At 41.3% G+C, this 20,998-nt stretch carries 15 protein-coding genes; 12 read left to right on the top strand and 3 right to left on the bottom strand.

What is annotated here, in order from left to right:
- Positions 1–686 precede the first annotated feature (686 nt).
- From NMM17_RS02345 to NMM17_RS02310, 8 genes are all read left to right on the top strand, one after another.
- Positions 687–2,147: an aminotransferase class I/II-fold pyridoxal phosphate-dependent enzyme gene (locus tag NMM17_RS02345; RefSeq protein WP_254753763.1), complete on the top strand. Its 1,461-nt coding sequence runs from the start codon at positions 687–689 to the stop codon at positions 2,145–2,147.
- Complete coding sequence (speE, locus tag NMM17_RS02340) at positions 2,148–3,008, top strand: polyamine aminopropyltransferase (RefSeq protein WP_000366713.1); 861 nt, start codon at positions 2,148–2,150, stop codon at positions 3,006–3,008. It abuts the gene before it with no gap.
- Entirely contained in the window at positions 3,005–4,264 is a 1,260-nt protein-coding gene (locus NMM17_RS02335; RefSeq protein WP_254753762.1) for a saccharopine dehydrogenase family protein, read from the top strand. Before speE ends, NMM17_RS02335 begins: the two co-directional genes overlap by 4 nt.
- On the top strand, positions 4,264–5,391 hold the full coding sequence (gene nspC, locus NMM17_RS02330) for a carboxynorspermidine decarboxylase (protein ID WP_254753761.1): 1,128 nt from the start codon (positions 4,264–4,266) through the stop codon (positions 5,389–5,391). The genes NMM17_RS02335 and nspC overlap by 1 nt, the downstream gene beginning before the upstream one ends.
- Positions 5,388–6,473, top strand: coding sequence for an agmatine deiminase (gene aguA, locus NMM17_RS02325; protein WP_254753760.1), 1,086 nt, complete (start codon positions 5,388–5,390; stop codon positions 6,471–6,473). Before nspC ends, aguA begins: the two co-directional genes overlap by 4 nt.
- Before the next feature lie 9 nt (positions 6,474–6,482).
- Positions 6,483–7,358, top strand: coding sequence for an N-carbamoylputrescine amidase (aguB, locus tag NMM17_RS02320; protein ID WP_254753759.1), 876 nt, complete (start codon positions 6,483–6,485; stop codon positions 7,356–7,358).
- 191 nt (positions 7,359–7,549) lie between these two features.
- Positions 7,550–8,251, top strand: a complete 702-nt coding sequence (locus NMM17_RS02315) for a response regulator transcription factor (RefSeq protein ID WP_254753758.1) — start codon at positions 7,550–7,552, stop codon at positions 8,249–8,251.
- Entirely contained in the window at positions 8,248–9,126 is an 879-nt protein-coding gene (locus NMM17_RS02310; RefSeq protein WP_254753757.1) for a sensor histidine kinase KdpD, read from the top strand. Before NMM17_RS02315 ends, NMM17_RS02310 begins: the two co-directional genes overlap by 4 nt.
- 40 nt (positions 9,127–9,166) lie before the next feature.
- Here the strand turns inward: NMM17_RS02310 and NMM17_RS02305 are convergent, their stop codons facing one another.
- From NMM17_RS02305 to NMM17_RS02295, 3 genes are all read right to left on the bottom strand, one after another.
- Complete coding sequence (locus NMM17_RS02305) at positions 9,167–9,919, bottom strand: ABC transporter permease (protein ID WP_254753756.1); 753 nt, start codon at positions 9,917–9,919, stop codon at positions 9,167–9,169.
- 10 nt (positions 9,920–9,929) lie between these two features.
- On the bottom strand, positions 9,930–10,838 hold the full coding sequence (locus NMM17_RS02300; RefSeq protein WP_254753755.1) for an ABC transporter ATP-binding protein: 909 nt from the start codon (positions 10,836–10,838) through the stop codon (positions 9,930–9,932).
- Positions 10,839–10,984: 146 nt separating this feature from the next.
- Positions 10,985–11,794 carry a Cof-type HAD-IIB family hydrolase gene (locus NMM17_RS02295; protein ID WP_125447390.1) on the bottom strand — a complete coding sequence of 270 codons (810 nt, stop codon included), beginning with the start codon at positions 11,792–11,794 and terminating at the stop codon, positions 10,985–10,987.
- Positions 11,795–12,012: 218 nt separating this feature from the next.
- Here NMM17_RS02295 and NMM17_RS02290 point away from each other — a divergent pair, with 218 nt between their 5' ends.
- The 4 genes from NMM17_RS02290 (at position 12,013) to NMM17_RS02275 (ending at position 20,932) form a co-directional block, all read left to right on the top strand.
- Positions 12,013–12,684 (top strand): CPBP family intramembrane glutamic endopeptidase, encoded by a 672-nt coding sequence (locus NMM17_RS02290; protein ID WP_254753754.1) that lies wholly within the window; start codon positions 12,013–12,015, stop codon positions 12,682–12,684.
- A gap of 129 nt (positions 12,685–12,813) precedes the next feature.
- Complete coding sequence (rexB, locus tag NMM17_RS02285; protein WP_254753798.1) at positions 12,814–16,089, top strand: ATP-dependent nuclease subunit B; 3,276 nt, start codon at positions 12,814–12,816, stop codon at positions 16,087–16,089.
- Entirely contained in the window at positions 16,086–19,736 is a 3,651-nt protein-coding gene (gene addA, locus NMM17_RS02280; protein WP_254753753.1) for a helicase-exonuclease AddAB subunit AddA, read from the top strand. The genes rexB and addA overlap by 4 nt, the downstream gene beginning before the upstream one ends.
- Positions 19,737–19,753: 17 nt before the next feature.
- Positions 19,754–20,932, top strand: a complete 1,179-nt coding sequence (locus tag NMM17_RS02275; RefSeq protein ID WP_254753752.1) for a hypothetical protein — start codon at positions 19,754–19,756, stop codon at positions 20,930–20,932.
- The last annotated feature ends 66 nt before the right edge of the window (positions 20,933–20,998 follow it).

Genomic DNA, 20,998 nt, shown 5'->3' with positions numbered 1-20,998 from the left:
AAAGGAAAAATATAGGGAAATCAATCTTTTAAAAGTATCTGAAAAAAGTTGCACGATTTTAATGATGTAGAAATTTCAGCATTTTTTCTGATAAATCAAACACCGAATGTAAGGAGTATAGAATTGCATAAAAAATTTTAAATTAAATATGAAAATCATTTTGTTCACTTTATAATCGTTTACAAGAAAATAATTAGTATTAAATCAAATAAAATCCAAACATTTTGCGAACTTTTTTATATTTTTTTCGTAAAACGCTTTACAAGTTTTTAAAAACATGATATAGTAATAAAGCTTAGAAAATGAGATGATGTTTTCTAGTAAATATAAACCCGAGTAAAAAATGCCTACGGACAGGCAGGGTTGAATGCCGAAGCGTGGTTGAAAAGCCACATTATTGATAGGGTTAAAAGCCTACTTTTATAAGTTGATGTTAGGACACTTGTCCTAATTCATAAATTTTTAGTGTGGTGAAAGCACACGTCATCTTGTGAAACGATCAATAAAGTACGTAATATTTGCTACTAGAGAGTTAGGAAACATCGGGAACAGACATACTCAACAGAAACAAACATAAAAACGTCAGAAGATTGCAGAGCAGGTGAAAACCTGCTCTTTTTTCATGAGTCAACCTTTAGTCGCCTTCGTCTTCTTGAAGCGCTAAAAATACGGTAAAGGAGTATGTCTTGAAAGAGTTAGATCAAAACCAGGCCCCAATTTATGAGGCCATGGTGAAGTTACGCAAGAAAAGGATTGTTCCCTTTGATGTTCCAGGTCACAAGCGTGGACGAGGAAATCCAGAACTTGTCGAACTCTTAGGAGAAAAATGTGTAGGCATTGATGTTAATTCGATGAAACCATTGGATAATTTGGGCCATCCCATTTCGATTATTCGGGATGCAGAGGAGCTGGCTGCGGATGCTTTTGGAGCAGCCCATGCTTTTCTAATGATAGGGGGAACAACCTCATCGGTGCAGACTATGATTCTGTCAACCTGCAAGGCTGGAGATAAGATTATTCTGCCACGTAATGTCCATAAATCTGCTATCAATGCGCTGGTTCTATGTGGTGCTATTCCCATCTATATCGAGATGAGTGTGGATCCTAAGATTGGTATCGCTTTAGGTCTTGAAAATGACCGAGTAGCCCAGGCCATAAAGGACCATCCAGATGCTAAGGCCATTTTGATTAACAATCCTACTTACTACGGAATCTGTTCAGATTTAAATGGATTAACTGAGATGGCCCACGCTGCTGGGATGAAGGTCCTAGTTGATGAAGCCCACGGAGCGCATTTGCATTTTACTGATAAGCTTCCAATTTCTGCCATGGATGCAGGGGCTGATATGGCAGCAGTTTCAATGCATAAGTCTGGTGGGAGTTTGACCCAAAGCTCCATTTTGCTTATCGGGGAGCAGATGAATCCTGAGTACGTTCGTCAGATAATCAACCTAACCCAGTCAACATCCGCCTCTTATTTGTTGATGGCTAGTTTGGATATTTCACGTCGCAACTTGGCCCTTCGTGGTAAAGAGTCGTTTGAGAAGGTTATTGAGCTATCCGAGTACGCTCGTCGTGAAATCAATGCTATCGGTGGCTACTATGCCTACTCAAAAGAGTTAATAGACGGTGTTTCGGTTTGCGATTTTGACGTGACCAAGCTGTCAGTTTACACTCAGGGTATTGGCTTAACAGGTATCGAGGTTTATGACCTCCTACGAGACGAATACGACATTCAGATCGAGTTTGGTGATATTGGTAATATCTTGGCCTATATTTCAATCGGTGACCGTATCCAAGACATCGAGCGCTTAGTCGGTGCTTTGGCTGATATCAAGAGACTCTATTCACGAGATGGGAAGGACTTGATAGCTGGAGAATATATTCAGCCCGAGTTGGTGTTATCTCCTCAGGAAGCCTTCTATTCAGAGAGAAAAAGTTTGACCTTAGATGAGTCTGTTGGACAAGTCTGTGGGGAATTTGTCATGTGCTATCCTCCAGGGATTCCTATTTTGGCTCCAGGTGAACGCATTACACGAGAAATTGTCGATTATATCCAATTTGCCAAGGAACGTGGTTGCTCCCTCCAAGGGACGGAAGATACTGAGGTCAATCACATCAACGTTATTAAGAGAAAGGAGAACTAGATGGATTTATGGTTTTCTGAAGTTCATACTCCAGATGTGAAATTGTCCCTGAGAACAGCCAAGCAACTCTACGCTGGTAAAAGTGAATGGCAGGATATCGAAGTCTTGGATACACCAGCTTTTGGAAAGATTTTGATTTTAAACGGGCATGTCTTGTTCTCAGATGCTGATGATTTTGTCTACAATGAAATGACCGTTCATGTTCCCATGGCTGTGCATCCCAATCCAAAGAAAGTCTTGGTTATTGGGGGTGGCGATGGCGGTGTTGCCCAAGTATTAACTCTCTATCCAGAATTGGAACAAATCGATATTGTGGAACCAGATGAGATGTTGGTTGAAGTCTGTCGTGAGTATTTCCCAGATTTTGCTGCAGGGCTAGACGATCCTCGTGTTACCATTTACTACCAAAATGGGCTACGCTTTTTGCGAAACTGCGAAGATGACTATGATATTATCATCAACGATGCGACAGATCCCTTTGGACATACGGAAGGGCTCTTTACCAAGGAATTTTACGGGAACAGTTACAGAGCCTTGAAAGAAGACGGTATCATGATTTACCAGCATGGGAGTCCCTTCTTTGATGAGGATGAGTCGGCTTGCCGAAGCATGCACCGCAAGGTCAATCAAGCCTTTCCAATTAGTCGGGTATATCAAGCCCATATCCCAACCAGCCCTGCTGGTTATTGGTTGTTTGGATTTGCATCGAAAAAATACCACCCTGTCAAAGATTTTGACAAGGAAGGCTGGAAAAAACGCCAGCTTTTCACAGAATACTATACTGCAAACTTACACGTGGGGGCCTTTATGTTGCCCAAGTATGTTGAGGACATTTTAGAAGAAGAGGAAGGAAAAAAATGAGTCGTTTATTAGTTATTGGATGTGGGGGCGTTGCCCAAGTTGCTATTTCAAAGATTTGCCAAGATAGCGAAACGTTTAAAGAAATTATGATTGCTAGCCGTACTAAGTCAAAATGTGATGACTTGAAAGCGAAGCTAGAAGGCAAAACAAGTACAAAGATTGAGACAGCTGCTCTTGATGCTGACAAGGTAGAAGAAGTGATTGCCCTGATTGAAAGCTACAAACCAGAAGCTGTTTTGAACGTAGCTTTACCATATCAAGATTTAACCATTATGGACGCTTGTTTGGCTACAGGTGTCCACTATATCGATACAGCCAACTATGAGGCTGAGGATACAGAAGACCCTGAATGGCGTGCTATTTATGAGAAACGTTGCAAGGAACTTGGTTTTACAGCCTACTTTGACTACTCATGGCAATGGGCTTATCAGGAGAAATTCAAGGAAGCAGGCTTGACCGCTCTCCTTGGTTCAGGTTTTGACCCAGGTGTGACTAGTGTCTTTTCAGCCTATGCCCTCAAACACTATTTTGATGAAATCCACTATATCGACATTTTAGACTGTAATGGTGGTGACCACGGTTATCCGTTTGCAACAAACTTCAACCCAGAAATCAATCTACGCGAGGTTTCAGCACCGGGTTCTTATTGGGAAGATGGAAAATGGGTCGAAGTGGAAGCCATGTCTATCAAGCGCGAGTACGATTTCCCTCAAGTTGGACAAAAAGACATGTATCTCCTTCACCACGAAGAAATCGAATCATTGGCCAAGAACATTCCAGGTGTCAAACGGATTCGTTTCTTTATGACTTTTGGTCAATCTTACTTGACGCACATGAAATGTCTTGAAAATGTTGGTCTCCTTCGTACGGATGCCATTAACTTTAATGGACAAGACATCGTTCCGATTCAATTCTTAAAAGCCTTGCTTCCAGATCCAGCCAGCCTTGGACCGCGCACGGTTGGTAAAACCAATATTGGATGTATCTTTACAGGTGTCAAAGACGGTGTTGAAAAGACCATCTACATCTACAATGTTTGCGACCATCAGGAATGTTATGCAGAAGTTGGTTCACAAGCAATTTCTTACACGACAGGCGTTCCAGCCATGATTGGGACAAAATTAGTTATGGATGGCACTTGGAAACAACCAGGAGTTTATAACCTTGAAGAGTTAGATCCAGATCCATTCATGGAAGCTTTAAATGAGTATGGTTTACCTTGGGTTGTGGTTGAAAATCCACAAATGGTGGACTGATGAAGTTAGAACAAGTACCAACACCAGCCTATGTCATTGACTTAGCCAAGTTAGAAGCAAATTGTCGCATTCTACAATATGTTCAAGAAGAAGCTGGTTGCAAGGTTTTGCTAGCTCAAAAGGCTTATTCTCTCTACAAAACCTATCCCCTAATTAGCCAGTATTTATCTGGTACGACGGCTAGTGGTCTATATGAGGCCAAGCTAGCTAGGGAAGAATTTCCTGGTGAAGTCCATGTCTTTGCACCTGCTTTCAAGGATTCAGACTTGGAGGAATTACTAGAGATAACGGACCATATCGTCTTTAACTCAGAGAGACAGTTGCGCAAGCATGGGGCTCGTTGTCGGGAGGCTGGTGTCAGTGTTGGTTTACGCCTCAACCCTCAGTGTTCAACTCAAGGAGATCACGCGCTCTATGACCCTTGTGCACCAGGTTCTCGCTTTGGAGTTACTCTAGACAAGATTCCGAGTGATTTGCTGGATTTGGTGGATGGACTTCATTTTCACACCCTTTGCGAGCAGGGAGCAGATGATTTACAGACAACTTTGAAAGCAGTAGAAGCGCAGTTTGGTCCCTACTTACATCAAATTAAATGGCTCAATATGGGGGGCGGACACCACATCACGAGGGAAGACTACGATATAACTTTGCTGATTTCTGAAATCAAGCGTATCCAAGAAACTTACAATCTTGAAGTCTATATCGAGCCGGGTGAAGCTATTGCGCTCAATGCTGGTTATCTAGCAACTGAAGTATTGGATATTGTCGAAAACGGTATGGAAATCTTGGTTTTAGATGCCTCTGCGACCTGCCATATGCCTGATGTACTTGAGATGCCCTATCGTCCACCTTTGAGAAATGGCTTTGAGGCACAGGAAAAAGCCCATACTTACAGACTTTCTTCTAATACCTGTCTGACGGGCGATGTGATTGGTGATTATAGCTTTGAAAATCCAGTCCAAATCGGTGATAGACTTTATTTTGAAGATATGGCTATTTACTCATTTGTTAAAAATAATACCTTTAATGGTATTGGATTGCCCAGTCTCTACCTCATGGACGAACAGGGAGACTGCAGCTTAGTCAAAGCCTTTGGCTATCAAGATTTTAAAGGGAGATTATCATGATGGACAGTCCCAAAAAATTAGGCTATCGCATGCCAGCAGAGTACGAACCCCATCATGGTACCCTCATGATATGGCCGACTCGACCAGGTTCATGGCCCTTTCAAGGAAAAGCTGCTAAAGCAGCATTTAGCCAGATTATCAAAACCATAGCAGAAGGGGAAAGAGTCTATCTTTTGGTAGAGCAAGATTATCTATCTGAAGCCCAATCTTATCTTGGAGACAAGGTTGTTTATTTAGACATTCCCACCAATGATGCCTGGGCGCGTGATACAGGTCCGACTATTCTCCTTAATGATAAAAGGGAAAAGTTGGCAGTAGACTGGTCTTTCAATGCTTGGGGTGGTGCTGTTGATGGTCTTTATCAAGATTATGAAGATGATGACCAAGTAGCCAGTCGTTTTGCTGAGACCTTGGAAATGCCTGTTTATGATGCCAAGCCTTTTGTATTGGAAGGCGGAGCGATACATAGCGATGGCCAAGGAACCATTCTCGTAACTGAAAGTTGCTTGCTTAGTCCTGGTCGTAATCCTCATCTTAGTAAAGAAAAAATTGAGAGAAGATTATTGGACTATCTAGGTGCTGACAAAGTTATCTGGCTTCCTTATGGTATTTATCAGGACGAAACCAATGAACACGTTGACAACGTTGCAGCCTTTGTTGGTCCTGCAGAGCTTGTTTTGGCTTGGACAGATGATCAAAACGATCCTCAGTATGTCATGTCAAAAGCAGATCTCGAACTTTTAGAGCAAGAAACAGATGCAAAAGGTCGACACTTCACCATTCATAAACTTCCAATTCCAGCTATTCAGCAAGTTATAACTGAAGAGGATTTGCCAGGCTACATCTATGAAGAAGGAGAAGAAGAGCGATACGCTGGTGAACGACTAGCAGCTTCCTACGTAAACTTTTATATCGCCAACAAGGTTGTCCTTGTTCCCCAGTTTCAAGATGTCAATGACCAAGTAGCCTTAGATATCCTCAGTAAGTGTTTCCCGGACCGTAAAGTTGTCGGAATACCAGCCAGAGATATTCTCTTAGGTGGTGGAAATATTCACTGTATCACCCAACAAATCCCAGAATAGGAGAAAAAGATGAGAAATGTAAAAGTTGCAGCCATCCAGATGCAATGCGCTAAGGATGTGGCAACAAATATTCAAACAGCGGAGCGTTTAGTACGTCAGGCTGCAGAACAAGGCGTACAAATCATTCTCTTACCAGAGTTGTTTGAACGTCCCTATTTCTGTCAGGAACGTCAGTATGACTACTACCAGCATGCCCAGTCGGTGACAGACAATACAGCTATTCAGCATTTTAAGGAGCTTGCTAAGGAACTAGAAGTCGTTTTACCGATCAGTTTCTATGAAAAAGATGGCAATGTCTTGTATAACTCAATTGCTGTCATTGATGCAGATGGGGAAGTGCTGGGCGTTTATCGGAAGACCCACATACCAGATGATCATTATTATCAAGAAAAGTTTTATTTCACGCCTGGTAACACTGGTTTCAAGGTCTGGGATACTCGCTATGCTAAGATTGGGGTCGGTATCTGTTGGGATCAATGGTTCCCTGAAACAGCGCGCTGTCTTGCGTTAAATGGTGCTGAATTGCTCTTTTATCCTACAGCTATCGGTTCAGAGCCAATTTTGGATACAGATAGTTGTGGCCATTGGCAACGTACCATGCAAGGACACGCAGCAGCAAATATTGTTCCAGTTATTGCAGCCAATCGTTATGGATTAGAAGAAGTCACTCCAAATGAGGAAAATGGTGGACAAAGTTCCAGTCTTGACTTCTACGGTTCATCCTTTATAACGGATGAAACAGGAGCTATTCTAGAGCAAGCTGAAAGACAAGGAGAAGCTGTTCTGTTAGCAACTTATGACCTAGACAAGGGAGCAAGCGAACGCCTAAACTGGGGCTTGTTTCGAGATAGAAGACCCGAAATGTATCAACGAATTACGAACTAATTGGGGGGGAATGAGAGATTCATTCTGCTAGACTAACTTCTTATTAGCAACTACAAGAATACTATGTTGTCTAGTAAGCGGATTTTATATTTTAACTCTCTAAGGCTTTCTCGCGCTTTTATGCGAGGAGCTTTTCTGTTTAAGTTTTACCATTAAAACATGCTATAATAGTTGCAGAAAGGTTGGTATTTATGGCTAGGATATTGGTTATTGAAGATAATAGTGACATTCAGGAAATTTTGAGAACACTTCTTACTGAGGAGCATGAGGTGATTCAAGCCTTTTCTGGTACAGAAGGAATCATGCGTTTTGACCAAGGTGGGATTGACCTCGTTTTGCTAGATATCATGCTTCCTGGGAAAAATGGGGATCAGGTTTTAAAAGCCATCAGGGAACAAAGTCAAATTCCAGTCATTATGCTAACGGCTTTGAGCGATAAGAAGTTAATCAGTCAATACCTCTTAGACGGTGCTAATGATTACATAGTCAAACCTTTTGATTTGGACGAAGTCTTTGCCAGAGTTACTGTTCAATTACGCCAAAGTGTAGAAAAACAGCCTATGGAAGTAGAAAAAACTGAAAATCTACCACAAAACTTGAAAAATATCCAGTTTGATGCAGAAAGTTTTGAAATCAAAAATAGTCAGGAAACGATTCGCCTTGCCAAGAAAGAATGCTTGATTCTCCAAACTCTCCTCAAACATCCTAAGAAAATTTTCACCAAAGAAGAACTTTATGAATTGGTTTGGGATGAGAGCTATCTACCTGGAGATAATACTCTCAATACGCATTTGAGCAATCTTCGTAAAAAATTAAACCAGCTTGACCCAAATCAAGAATATATTGAAACTATTTGGGGAGTTGGGGTAAGATTAAAAGGAGACAAGCAATGACCTACATGATAATCTTTGTCCTACTGGCACTCCTAATTATTTTATCGATTGCATTGATTCGCTACCATCTAGCACTTAAAAACTTGAGTCAACAGATTGAAGACAAGATTCTCACAGGTAGTATGAAAAGAGTCGGAGTCAGCATTTTTTCCAAACATTTTTTACATCTCTACCAGCAAATTGAAAATCTATTTCAAGAAGTGGAACAATCTCGGTTGGTGATGAAAAGGGAAAAGCACACTCTGGATATGGCCATCAGCAATATCGCCCATGATATTCGGACGCCTCTGACTATCGCTTCAGGCTACACCCAACAATTGATAAAAACTCCTGAAGACAAATCAGAAACCTTACAAAAAATAGCCCAGCATCTTGATTTAGTTTCTAAACGTTTGGAGGCTCTCCTAGAATATCGTCGTTTGATGGAAGGGGCTGTCAAACCGAAACTGGAAGAAGTGGATTTTTCAGCTTTTATCACCAAAAAGACTCTGGCTTTTTATGATGTTTTTCAGGCGACAAATATCACGCTTGATTTTAAAGTTGAAGCTGGTTTAAAAATGAGGACTGATGAAGATTTACTGGATCGAATTTTACAAAATCTGCTTGGAAATGTCCTCAAACATGGCAAGGAAGAAGCACGTCTATCTTTGAGAAAGGAAAAGGAACAGCTTGTCTTAGAGATTGCAAACCTTGTTAAACAGCCCATCAAAAGAATAGAAAATCTCAGTAATCGTTTTTATTCTGAAAATCTATCAGACACGGAAGAATCCTCTGGTTTAGGCCTTTATATCACTGAGGAATTATGCCATCTTCTCGGTACAGAGATGAAACTAAGCACAGATGGGAAATGGTTGTCGGTTTTCATTTATTTTTAACAAAAAGAAACCTCCTCTGTAGGCTAGAGGAGGTCATTTTTTATAGGCTTTTCTTTTTGAAAACTGCCAGTCCACTTAGATTAAAGATTACAATAACAGCTAAGGTAACTATAAGGGTATAGAAAATGGATTCACTATTAGCAGTCATAGCATAGGAAAAATGCAAGGACAAATATGGTAAAAATTTGATATTTGGAAAAATGATCATTGGCATAGAAAGGATGATAGAGCTAATCAGATAACCAATAAATACGGCAAGATAAGAATGAGTCAGGTAGAGAATAAAGGAAATAATCGAAAGCCAAGCGAGAAGGCAGAGAAATTGAAGGAAAATCATTAAGAGGAGATTAGTAACAAAACCATCAGGTATCGTACCAAGTCCGTTTAGTAGAGTTGAGGGAACAAAAGCAATCACAAGGCTGGCGATGAGTTGTAAGAGAGCGATACTTGCTAGAACAAAGGATTTAGCGAAGAAAAACTCTGTACGAGAAACGCCAACTGTCAAACTATTTTTATAAAGCTTGCCGATTAGATCGACCCCAAGAACTAAACATGTTAGAATAATGCAGAGAAAAACAAGGTTTGAATCATTGCTAGATGCATTGATCAGAGCTTGCACACCGTTCCAACCTTGGGTTGGAATTTCTGGTTCTTCTGTCTGGATTGCCATCAGATGACCCGTAGCTCCTATACTTGCACCCATTAGCATGAGAGCAAAGAGAATGAACTCTGTAATCCAGAATCCTTTGGAACGGAAAAGACGGTAAAAGTCTGCTTGAATGGTATGTATCATGATTTTCCTCCTATTGGACCAATTGAGTGAAGTATTCTTCTAGGTTTTGACGGGCATAGTAAATCTCGTCAATGGCAACATCTGCCAAGGTTAATTCCTTAAGAATCTGTTTGACATCTTGTTCCTGACCAAAGATATGAATTTCATTTTCTGGATTAACAACCTTGAACTGGAGCTGGATTTGTTCTTTCAATACTTGACAAGCTTTCTCTTGATCAGCTGTCTTAAGCACAATATAATCCTCACTTAGTGTTTCAAATTCAGCTTTGCTGATTTCACGAATAATCTTGCCTTGATCTAAAATACCAAAACGATTAGCTACGAGGTAGAGTTCTGACAAGATATGGCTAGAGATGAGAATGGTTATCCCTTGTTCTTGATTGAGGCGTTGAATCATTAGTCGAAATTCTTTGATACCGATTGGGTCTAGACCATTGATAGGTTCATCTAAGATTAGGAAATCTGGTTTGGATAGGAGGGCAATGGCAATACCAAGTCTTTGTTTCATTCCTAGCGAGAAATCACGAAAGACTTTCTTACCTGTATCTGGCAAACCTACATAGTCCAGCGTTTCTCGAATTACTTGATCAGCATTTGGAATATGGCGTATCATACAATAATAATTCAGATTTTGATAGGCTGTTAAGTGATTATGGGCTACGGGTGATTCGATAACAGAACCTACTCTAGATAGAGCCTTGGTCCACTCATTTTCCGTTTGTCTAGAGAAGAGGGAAACAGTCCCTTTATCTGCAAACAGTAGTTGCGTAATGATTTTTATCAAGGTAGTTTTCCCAGCTCCATTCTTCCCAATAAGTCCATAAATATCTCCCTCTCTTATCGTTAGACGAAGATCCTGAAGAATAGCTTGTTTGTCAAAGTTTTTGGACAATCCATGAATATCAAGTACTGTTTTCATGATTCTCTCCTTTTGATTTATTTTGTTAACTTTAGTATAAAGTATAGAAATCAAAGAAAGCTCAAGGATTTCTAAAGAGTTTCTAAAGTTTTAGGAATTCTTAAATATCAAAACCCAGTTGACACGAACTGGGCTGGGCTTCTTAATTATAAAATATATTTCTCAATGGCACGCGCAACGCCGTCTTCTTCGTTGCTGGCTGTAACGGCATCCGCAAGAGATTTGACATAATCGCTGGCATTTCCCATAGCAATGCCCAACCCTGCAAACTGGAGCATTTCGATATCGTTATTGGCATCGCCCATGGCCATGATTTCTGAGGAATCAATCTTCAAAATCTCTGCTAGTCGAGAAAGAGCAGTAGCCTTTGTCGTACCAAGTGGCATAGCTTCATAAATGACAGGCTGCGAACGAACTCCACTGAATCGTTGGCAGAGTTCCTCAGCAAAACGCTCTTCAAAATCATCTGTTTGACTCTCTGTACCCAAAAACATACCTTGGAACATACGATACTTGCCACTAGTCGCTTCCTCTAGTGAAATTTCAGTCAGGTCTGAAAAGACTAGGTCGGCATCATTTTGAATGATTTCATTAGGCTTGCCACCGAGGACAAAATAATGTTCCTCATCAAAAAGAGTCAACTGAACCTCACTCTTTTCAGCAAGCTCATAGAGATATTCAATGTCAGCCGGACTGAGTTCTTGCCAGTCAACTAGCCCCCAATCACTGGTCTGGTGAGTTGAGCAACCGTTGTTAACAATGACATACTCATTCTGGAGGTCCAGCCCCAGTTTTTGATAGTAGGGGAGGACGCCGAAAAGGGGGCGACCCGTACAGAGAACCAGTTTGACACCTTTTTCAATGGCTTGGTGAATAGCAGCGATGTGAGCTTGTGGGATTTCCTTGGCTTCATTGAGGAGAGTTCCGTCCATATCCAAGGCTAGTAGTTTAATCATAGTTTTTCCTTCTTTATCTTTTGGTATTATTATAGCATATTTTGGAGAAGAAATTGATAGGAAGCTTGGGGCTAATTGATTTTACAGTTTAAGATGTTTTGATGACAATTCATGATTTGAAGAGGATATTTTGTAAAGAGATGCTATACTAAACTTGTTATACAGTTAAATAAACCATTATATTCAATAATCTAGTCAAGGAAAACAGAGGGTTTAATATGAAAAAACGGATTATTCAGATTTTACTAGCATTGTCCTTAATTTTTTACAACTCAACTTGGTTTTGGAGGCTTTTCAATCACCTCGCAAAGTCCTATCTACCAGCAAGTCGTGAATTTTTTCAGATTCTGCTTTTGATGGAGAGTAGTGTTCTTTGGTTAGCTGTCATCTATCTACTAGTTTTTACAGGAAAGAAGACTTTTCATTTCAAGTGGCAGTTAAGGTACTTTATCTACCTTTTACTGGGCTACATCATTTCGTATATGTCGGACTTCTTCTTGTCTTATTTCATACCCTCGTCTTCAAATCAAATCTCTTTGAATGCAACGATAGAAATGATAGGGAGACAGGAATTACCCTATTTCTTGCTCATAGCTTGCTTCATCGGCCCTATTGCTGAGGAGTTGATTTATCGCGGTGTGCTTATGACAACCTTTTTCAAAAACTCGCCTTGGTACGGAGATGTCTTGCTTTCTGCTATTATTTTCGGTTATATTCATATCAATTTTGCTTTAACTCCTCTTGCTTTTTTCATTTACGCTAGTGGAGGGCTTATTTTTGCTCTATTGTATCGCATGACAAAAAGTCTCTACTATCCAATACTAGTTCATATTTTCATCAATATCACTGCCTTCTGGGATGTATGGTTACTCCTATTTTCAGGAAGTTAGCTTACTAAAACAATGTCGGAACTTTCCGGCATTTTCTTTTCAACAGGTGAGCAAGAACTGATTATTTTCAGACTTGGGTGACTAATCATGGTATAATAAAAGGTAATGAAAAATTCTAACGAGGCAGAGATGAAATTACTTTATACTGATATTCGGACTTCTTTGACAGAAATTCTAACTAGAGAGTCGGAGGAGCTAGTTGCTGCTGGCAAGCGAGTCTTCTACATCGCCCCCAACTCTCTTTCATTTGAAAAGGAACGCGCCGTGCTGGAATGCTTGTCCCAGCAGGCTTCTTTTGCGATTACCGTCACGCGCTTTGCGCAGATGGCTCGTTACCTGATCTTGAATGACTTGCCTGCCAAGACCAGTCTAGATGACATTGGTCTTGGGATGGCCTTTTATAAGTGCCTTGCGGAACTCGATCCTAAGGACTTACGTGTTTATGGTGCGATTAAGCAAGATCCTCAGTTTATCCAGCAGTTGATTGAGCTGTATCACGAGATGACGACTGCTCAGATGAGTTTTTTAGACTTGGAAAGTTTGACGGATGAGGACAAGCGAGCAGACTTGCTCTTGATTTTTGAGAAAGTAACGGCCTATCTCAATCAAGGGAAGTTAGCTCAGGGAAGTCAGTTGTCGCATTTGATTGAGGCTATTGAGAATGACAAGGTAAGTAGTGATTTTACTCAAATTGCCTTGGTTATTGATGGATTTACCCGTTTTTCTGCTGAGGAAGAGCGAATTGTGGACCTACTTCATGGCAAGGGTGTTGAGATTGTCATTGGTGCTTATGCTAGTAAGAAAGCCTATACCAGTCCTTTTAGCGAGGGCAATCTATACCAAGCCAGTGTGGAGTTTCTCCATCATCTAGCCTCTAAATACCAAACGTCTGCTCTGGATTGTTCTCAAACTCATGAGCAGATGGATAGTTTTGGCAAGGCCTCTCGTTTACTGGAGTCTTCTTATGACTTTTCAGAACTCGCTTTGGATGTTGATGAGAAAGACCGTGAAAACTTACAAATCTGGTCTTGTTTGACGCAAAAGGAGGAGTTGGAGCTAGTAGCCCGTAGCATCCGTCAGAAATTGCATGAGAACTCAGACCTGAGCTACAAGAATTTTCGTATTCTATTGGGGGATGTAGTTTCTTATCAATTATCTCTAAAAACTATTTTTGACCAGTATCAGATTCCTTTCTATCTAGGCAAAAACGAATCCATGGCCCACCACCCTTTGACACAGTTTGTCGAGTCTATTTTGGCTTTAAAACGCTACCGTTTCCGTCAGGAGGATTTGATAAACCTTCTTAGAACAGGTTTGTATACCGACCTTAGTCAGGCTGATATTGATGCTTTTGAGCAATATATCCGCTATCTTGGTATCAATGGCTTGCCAGCCTTTCAGCAAGCCTTCACCAAATTCCACCATGGAAAATTTAATTTGGAACGTTTAAATGCTCTTCGTCTGCGTATTTTAACCCCTCTTGAGACTCTTTTTGCTAGCCGAAAACAAAAGGCTGAAAATCTCTTGCAAAAGTGGAACTCTTTTCTAAAAGAAGGAGCTGTGACCAAGCAGCTCCAAGATTTGACAGCCACTATGGAAGCTCTTGATCAGGAAAGACAGACTGAAGTTTGGAAAGCCTTCTGTCATGTTTTAGAACAATTTGCGACTGTTTTTGCTGGTTCGCAAGTTAATCTAGAGGACTTTCTAGCCTTGCTCCATTCTGGAATGAGCCTATCTCAGTATCGCACCATTCCAGCAACAGTGGACACTGTCCTGGTGCAGAGTTACGATTTGATTGCACCCTTAACGGCTGACTTTGTCTACGCCATTGGGCTAACACAGGACAATTTACCAAAAATTGCCCAAAATACCAGTCTTTTGACAGACGAAGAAAGACAGAGACTAAACCAAGCGACAGAAGATGGGGCACAATTGCTGATTGCCAGCAGTGAAAATCTCAAGAAAAATCGCTATACTATGCTTTCCTTGGTCAATTCTGCTCGTAAGCAGTTGGTCTTGTCGGCTCCAAGCCTTTTTAACGAAAGTGAAAGCAAGGAATCTGCCTATCTTCAAGAGTTGGTCAATTTTGGATTTAGGCGGAAAGAGAAGAGGATGAATCACAAAGGGCTGTCTAAGGAAGATATGGGGTCCTATCACAGTCTTTTGTCCAGTCTGGTTGCCTATCACCAGCAGGGCGAGACGAGTGATACTGAGCAAGATTTGACCTTTGTCAAGGTTCTTGCGCGTGTGATGGGTAAAAAACTAGAACAGCAAGGTCTGGAAAATCCAGCCCTCCCAATCAGTCCAAGCAGTAAGCAGTTGACCAAGGATACCTTACAGGCTCTCTATCCAGCTGACAAGGAATTTTACCTGTCTACGTCTGGTTTGACGGAGTTTTACCGAAACCAATACAGTTATTTCCTCCGCTACGTTTTAGGCTTGCAAGAGGAATTACGTCTACGTCCTGATGCCCGCAGTCATGGGAATTTCTTACACCGCATTTTTGAACGCGCCTTGCAGTTGCCTGACGAAGATTCCTTTGACAAACGTTTAGAACAAGCTATCCAAGAAACCAGTCAAGAACGCGAATTTGAAGCCATTTATCAAGAAAGTTTGGAAGCCCAGTTTACCAAAGAAGTTTTGCTTGATGTTGCACGGACGACTGGTCACATTCTCCGCCATAATCCAGCCATCGAAACCATCAAAGAAGAAGCAAATTTCGGTGGGAAAGAGCAAGCCTTTATTCAATTGGATAATGGGCGCAGTGTCTTTGTACGAGGTAAGGTTGACCGCATTGACCGATTGAAAGCTGATGGGGCGATAGGAGTAGTAGACTACAAGTCTAGTCTAACTCAGTTCCAGTTTCCTCATTTCTTTAATGGGCTCAATTCCCAGTTGCCAACCTATCTAGCTGCCCTAAAAAGAGAAGGGGAGCAGAACTTTTTCGGTGCCATGTACTTGGAAATGGCTGAGCCTGTCCAATCTCTGATGGCCGTTAAAAGTCTGGCAGGTGCAGTAGTAGAAGCTAGCAAGTCAATGAAATACCAAGGCCTCTTTTTAGAAAAAGAAAGCAGTCATTTGGGTGAATTTTACAATAAAAACAAGGCTAATCAGCTGACAGATGAGGAATTCCAGCTCCTGCTGGACTACAATGCCCAACTTTACAAGAAAGCAGCTGAGAAAATTTTAGCAGGTCAGTTCGCCATTAATCCTTATACTGAAAATGGCAGAAGTATTGCACCGTATGTTCAGCAACATCAAGCCATCACCGGATTTGAAGCCAATTACCACTTGGGCCAAGCCCGTTTCCTAGAAAAGTTGGACTTAACTGATGGCAAGCGTCTGGTCGGAGAAAAACTCAAGCAAGCTTGGTTTGAAAAAATAAGAGAGGAGTTGAATCGATGAAGCCCATTCCCTTTTTAACTGAGGAGGAAATTCAAAAACTTCAAGAAGCAGAAGCGCATTCGAGCAAGGAACAAAAGAAAACTGCCGAGCAAATTGAAGCTATCTACACTTCTGGCCAGAATATCCTGGTCTCAGCATCGGCTGGCTCTGGGAAGACTTTTGTCATGGCCGAGCGTATTCTGGACCAATTGGCGCGTGGTGTCGAAATTTCTCAACTCTTTATCTCAACCTTTACCGTCAAGGCTGCGACTGAACTTAAAGAACGTTTGGAGAAAAAAATCAGCCAACAAATCCAAGAAAGCGATGACATTGACCTCAAACAACACTTGGGCCGCCAGTTGGCAGACCTACCCAACGCAGCCATCGGAACCATGGACTCTTTCACACAAAAATTCCTTGGCAAACATGGCTATCTGATTGATATTGCGCCTAATTTCAGGATTTTACAAAACCAAAGCGAGCAACTTCTTATAAAAAACGAAGTCTTTCATGAGGTCTTTGAAGCCCATTACCAAGGTAAACAGAAAGAAACCTTTAGTCATTTGCTGAAAAACTTTGCTGGACGTGGAAAAGATGAACGGGGGCTATGCCAGCAAGTCTATAAAATCTATGACTTCCTCCAATCCACCAGCAATCCTCAGAAATGGCTGAGTGAATCTTTCCTCAAAGGCTTTGAGAAAGCTGATTTTACCAGTGAAAAAGAAAGATTGACTGAGCAAATCAAACAAGCCCTTTGGGATTTGGAAAGCTTTTTTCGTTATCATCTGGATAATGATGCCAAGGAGTTTCCAAAGGCAGCCTATTTAGAAAATGTTCAGTTGATTCTGGATGAAATTGGCTCCCTAAATCAGGAGTCCGATAGTCAGGCTTATCAGGCAGTACTTGCGCGTGTTGTCGCAATTTCGAAAGAGAAAAATGGTCGAGCTCTGACCAATGCCAGTCGTAAGGCTGATTTGAAGCCGCTGGTCGATGCCTACAACGAAGAGAGAAAGACTCAGTTTGCTAAACTAGGACAACTGTCAGACCAGATAACCATTCTCGACTATCAAGAACGTTATCATGGAGATACATGGGAACTAGCTAAAACCTTCCAAGCCTTCATGAGTGATTTTGTAGAAGCTTATCGTCAGCGCAAACGTCAGGAAAATGCCTTTGAATTCGCTGATATTAGCCATTACACCATTGAGATTTTAGAGAATTTCCCACAAGTTCGTCAGGATTATCAGGAGCGCTTCCATGAAGTCATGGTCGATGAGTATCAGGATACCAACCATATTCAAGAACGGATGCTGGAATTACTTTCTAATGGACACAATCGCTTTATGGTGGGAGATATCAAGCAGTCTATCTATCGTTTCCGTCAGGCAGATCCGCAGATTTTCAATGAAAAGTTCCAACGCTATGCGCAAAATCCAAAAGAGGGCAAGCTCATTCTCCTCAAAGAAAATTTCCGTAGTAGTTCAGAAGTGCTATCAGCAACCAATGATGTTTTTGAACGCCTTATGGACCAAGAGGTCGGCGAAATCAACTATGATAACATGCACCAGCTTGTTTTTGCCAATACCAAACTGACTCCTAATCCAGACAACAAGGCAGAATTTCTCATCTACGATAAGGACGACACAAGTGAGGAAGAAGAGGGGCAGGCAGAAACGAAACTAACAGGCGAAATGCGCCTGGTTATCAAGGAAATCCTTAAACTCTATAAGGAACAAGGTGTTTCCTTTAAAGAAATCGCCCTTCTGACCTCCAGTCGCAGTCGTAATGACCAGATTCTTCTCGCCCTGTCTGAGTACGGAATTCCTGTCAAAACTGACGGAGAGCAAAACAATTATCTTCAATCCCTAGAAGTGCAAGTCATGCTAGACACCCTTCGTGTCATTCACAATCCTCTTCAAGACTATGCCTTGGTTGCCCTTATGAAGTCTCCTATGTTTGGCTTGGATGAGGACGAGTTAGCACGTTTATCTCTTCAGAAAGCAGAGGATAAAATCCAAGAAAATCTCTATGAGAAACTAGTAAATGCTCAAAAACAGGTAAGCAGGCAAAAAGGCTTGATTCACTCAGCTCTAGCTGAGAAACTAAAGCAATTCATGGATATCTTAGCCTCTTGGCGCTTGTATGCCAAAACCCACTCCCTCTATGACTTGATTTGGAAGATTTACAACGACCGTTTTTATTATGACTATGTTGGAGCTTTACCAAATGGACCTGCTAGACAGGCCAATCTCTATGCCCTAGCATTGCGTGCTGATCAATTTGAAAAGAGCAATTTCAAGGGCTTGTCTCGTTTTATTGGTATGATTAACCAAGTTTTAGAAGCAAAGCACGATCTTGCAAGCGTGGCTGTCGCACCGCCAAAAGATGCAGTAGAGCTCATGACTATCCACAAGAGTAAAGGACTAGAGTTTCCTTACGTCTTTATCCTCAATATGGATCAAGATTTCAACAAGCAAGACTCTATGTCAGAAGTCATTCTCAGTCGTCAGAATGGTCTTGGTGTCAAATATATTGCTAAAATGGAGACAGGAGCAGTGGAAGATCACTATCCTAAAACCATCAAGCTCTCTATTCCTAGCCTGACCTATATGCAGAATGAAGAGGAATTACAGCTGGCAAGTTATTCAGAACAAATGCGTCTGCTGTATGTTGCCATGACGCGAGCTGAGAAAAAGCTTTATCTTGTCGGTAAGGGTTCTCGTGAAAAGCTGGAAGCCAAGGAATACCCAGCAGCTAAAAATGGAAAACTAAATAGCAACACTAGACTGCAAGCCAAGAATTTCCAAGATTGGATTTGGGCTATCAGTAAAGTATTTGCCAAGGATCATCTCAACTTTAGCTATCGTTTTGTTGGTGAAGATCAGCTGACTACAGAAGCTATCGGAGAGTTGGAAAACAAGAGTCCTCTCCAAGATAGCTCCCAAGCAGACAATCGCCAGTCAGAAATCATTAAGGAAGCTCTTGAAATGCTGAAAGAAGTGGAAGTATATAATACTCTTCACCGCGCAGCTATTGAATTGCCAAGTGTTCAAACCCCAAGTCAAATTAAAAAATTCTACGAACCAGTTATGGATATGGAAGGTGTTGAGATTGCTGGTCAAGGTCAGTCAGTAGACAAGAAAATCAGTTTTGATTTACCAGATTTTTCAACCAAAGAAAAGATAACAGGAGCTGAAATTGGTAGTGCTACCCACGAACTCATGCAGAGAATTAACCTCAGTCAGCGACCAACCCTTGCTAGCCTGACAGAAACTCTCCAACAAGTTCAAACCAGCCCAGCTGTTAAAGACAAGATCAATCTTGCTAAAATCCTTGCCTTCTTTGGCACATCACTCGGTCAAGAAATTCTTGCCAATACAGAACATCTCTACCGCGAGCAACCCTTCTCCATGCTCAAAAGAGACCACAAGAGTCAGGAAGACTTCGTTGTCCGTGGAATCTTGGACGGCTATCTGCTTTATGAGGATCGTATCGTTCTTTTCGATTACAAAACAGACCGCTATGATGAGCCAAGTCAACTCATAGACCGCTATCGTGGTCAATTAGCCCTATACGGAGAGGCTTTATCACGAGCCTATTCGATTGAAAATATTGAAAAATACTTGATTTTACTAGGTAAAGAAGAGGTTCAAGTTGTAAAAGTATAATCTAGAAAGGAGACCTCATGACACTTCCAGTTAGAAAATCCCTGCACGATACGGTTTTACAGGCTTCAAAAGCTGATACTTGGGAACAAGCTACCAAGGAATGGAATGAAGTTTCCTTGATTTTTAACGGTATCGGCCGCAGTAATTGTGTCTGTGGAAATGCCATCAAGTACGCTTATGAACTCTTTAATGGTGTCACAGGCCAACGCCTCTTTCCGATTGGTAGCGACTGTGTTCGTCATTTTCATCGATTGACCCTTGACCAGCAACTGGAAGAGGAAAAAAAACTGCTCAGAAAGGTTGAAAATCTAACCAGAAAAGCTAAGAAAAAGGAAAAAATCAAGGTCAATAAAAGTGACTTTGACGAGCGTCTTCTAAAGTGGCTCTGGGAAAAAGGTGTTTTTAAACCCAATCGTGGCAATCAGTTCACACCTGAAAGAGACTACCAACTCTTTCTAGAAGTCTTTCAAGGAGGCAGTTGGACCAAGGCAGAACCCAAGAAGAAGGCTCGTATGGAAGAAGTCCTAGAAAAGTATATCAAGCCCTTTTTACTTGGAAAACCGGATGACCAACTCTATCTTGTCAAGCTAGGCAAGGAGAAAATTGACTACGAGCAAGAACTGCGTATCCAGGCTGAGAAAGAGCGCAGGAAGAGGGATAAAATCGCCAAACAATATGCAGACAATCTAGTTCTAGCCATGGGCCCAGCGGAACGTGCCTATCAAGATTACTTTGGCTTTACAGAAACCCTAACCCAAGAAGAACGTAAGTGGGAGAAAATACTTTTTGGTAAAAATAGGACAGAACGGGCTGTCAAGGCCAAACAATACCAAAAAGAGCTGGAAAAAGACCAACGAATTGCCAGTCAGGATCCAATTGAAAGAAAACAGAAGCAGACCTGGCTCCTCAATTCCTATTTTCGTGAGCTTCCTGAAGAAAAAGCCAGATTTGCTCGACTCTTATTAGAATATCGAAAAAGTGGAGAAGTTCCCTTTTCAACTGAATATCTGTCAGATCATCTGCTCGACTTTTTCTATAAAATGAAAGCTTTTGAGTTTGAAATCGCACCAGAACAAGTCCGAGATTTTCTAAAAGAAAGTCTCCAGTCAGAACATCTATCCTCAGCACAAGAAAGCTGGATAGAAGGAATTCTCCTCAACTGCCTCAAACCATTTTTAGAACGATTAGTGATATAAGTAACACCTACCGTGGAAATTCCATGGTAGGTTACATTTTATCCAAAAAGAGAAAATAGGAAATGG

The sequence above is a fragment of the Streptococcus sp. CF7_Ac1-12 genome, assembly GCF_024295905.1.
Lineage (GTDB): Bacteria > Bacillota > Bacilli > Lactobacillales > Streptococcaceae > Streptococcus > Streptococcus mitis_AP.
Note: the sequence above shows the minus strand (reverse complement) of the source record. Positions and strands in the feature narration are given on the sequence as shown.

Excerpts from the sequence above, each read along its gene's own strand:
- speE (WP_000366713.1), top strand. The coding sequence starts at position 2,148 with ATGGATTTATGGTTTTCTGAAGTTCATACTCCAGATGTGAAATTGTCC.
- NMM17_RS02335 (WP_254753762.1), top strand. The coding sequence starts at position 3,005 with ATGAGTCGTTTATTAGTTATTGGATGTGGGGGCGTTGCCCAAGTTGCT.
- NMM17_RS02310 (WP_254753757.1), top strand. The coding sequence starts at position 8,248 with ATGACCTACATGATAATCTTTGTCCTACTGGCACTCCTAATTATTTTA.
- aguB (WP_254753759.1), top strand. The coding sequence starts at position 6,483 with ATGAGAAATGTAAAAGTTGCAGCCATCCAGATGCAATGCGCTAAGGAT.
- aguA (WP_254753760.1), top strand. The coding sequence starts at position 5,388 with ATGATGGACAGTCCCAAAAAATTAGGCTATCGCATGCCAGCAGAGTAC.
- NMM17_RS02295 (WP_125447390.1), bottom strand. The coding sequence starts at position 11,794 with ATGATTAAACTACTAGCCTTGGATATGGACGGAACTCTCCTCAATGAA.
- NMM17_RS02300 (WP_254753755.1), bottom strand. The coding sequence starts at position 10,838 with ATGAAAACAGTACTTGATATTCATGGATTGTCCAAAAACTTTGACAAA.
- nspC (WP_254753761.1), top strand. The coding sequence starts at position 4,264 with ATGAAGTTAGAACAAGTACCAACACCAGCCTATGTCATTGACTTAGCC.
- rexB (WP_254753798.1), top strand. The coding sequence starts at position 12,814 with ATGAAATTACTTTATACTGATATTCGGACTTCTTTGACAGAAATTCTA.
- NMM17_RS02315 (WP_254753758.1), top strand. The coding sequence starts at position 7,550 with ATGGCTAGGATATTGGTTATTGAAGATAATAGTGACATTCAGGAAATT.
- addA (WP_254753753.1), top strand. The coding sequence starts at position 16,086 with ATGAAGCCCATTCCCTTTTTAACTGAGGAGGAAATTCAAAAACTTCAA.
- NMM17_RS02305 (WP_254753756.1), bottom strand. The coding sequence starts at position 9,919 with ATGATACATACCATTCAAGCAGACTTTTACCGTCTTTTCCGTTCCAAA.
- NMM17_RS02275 (WP_254753752.1), top strand. The coding sequence starts at position 19,754 with ATGACACTTCCAGTTAGAAAATCCCTGCACGATACGGTTTTACAGGCT.
- NMM17_RS02290 (WP_254753754.1), top strand. The coding sequence starts at position 12,013 with ATGAAAAAACGGATTATTCAGATTTTACTAGCATTGTCCTTAATTTTT.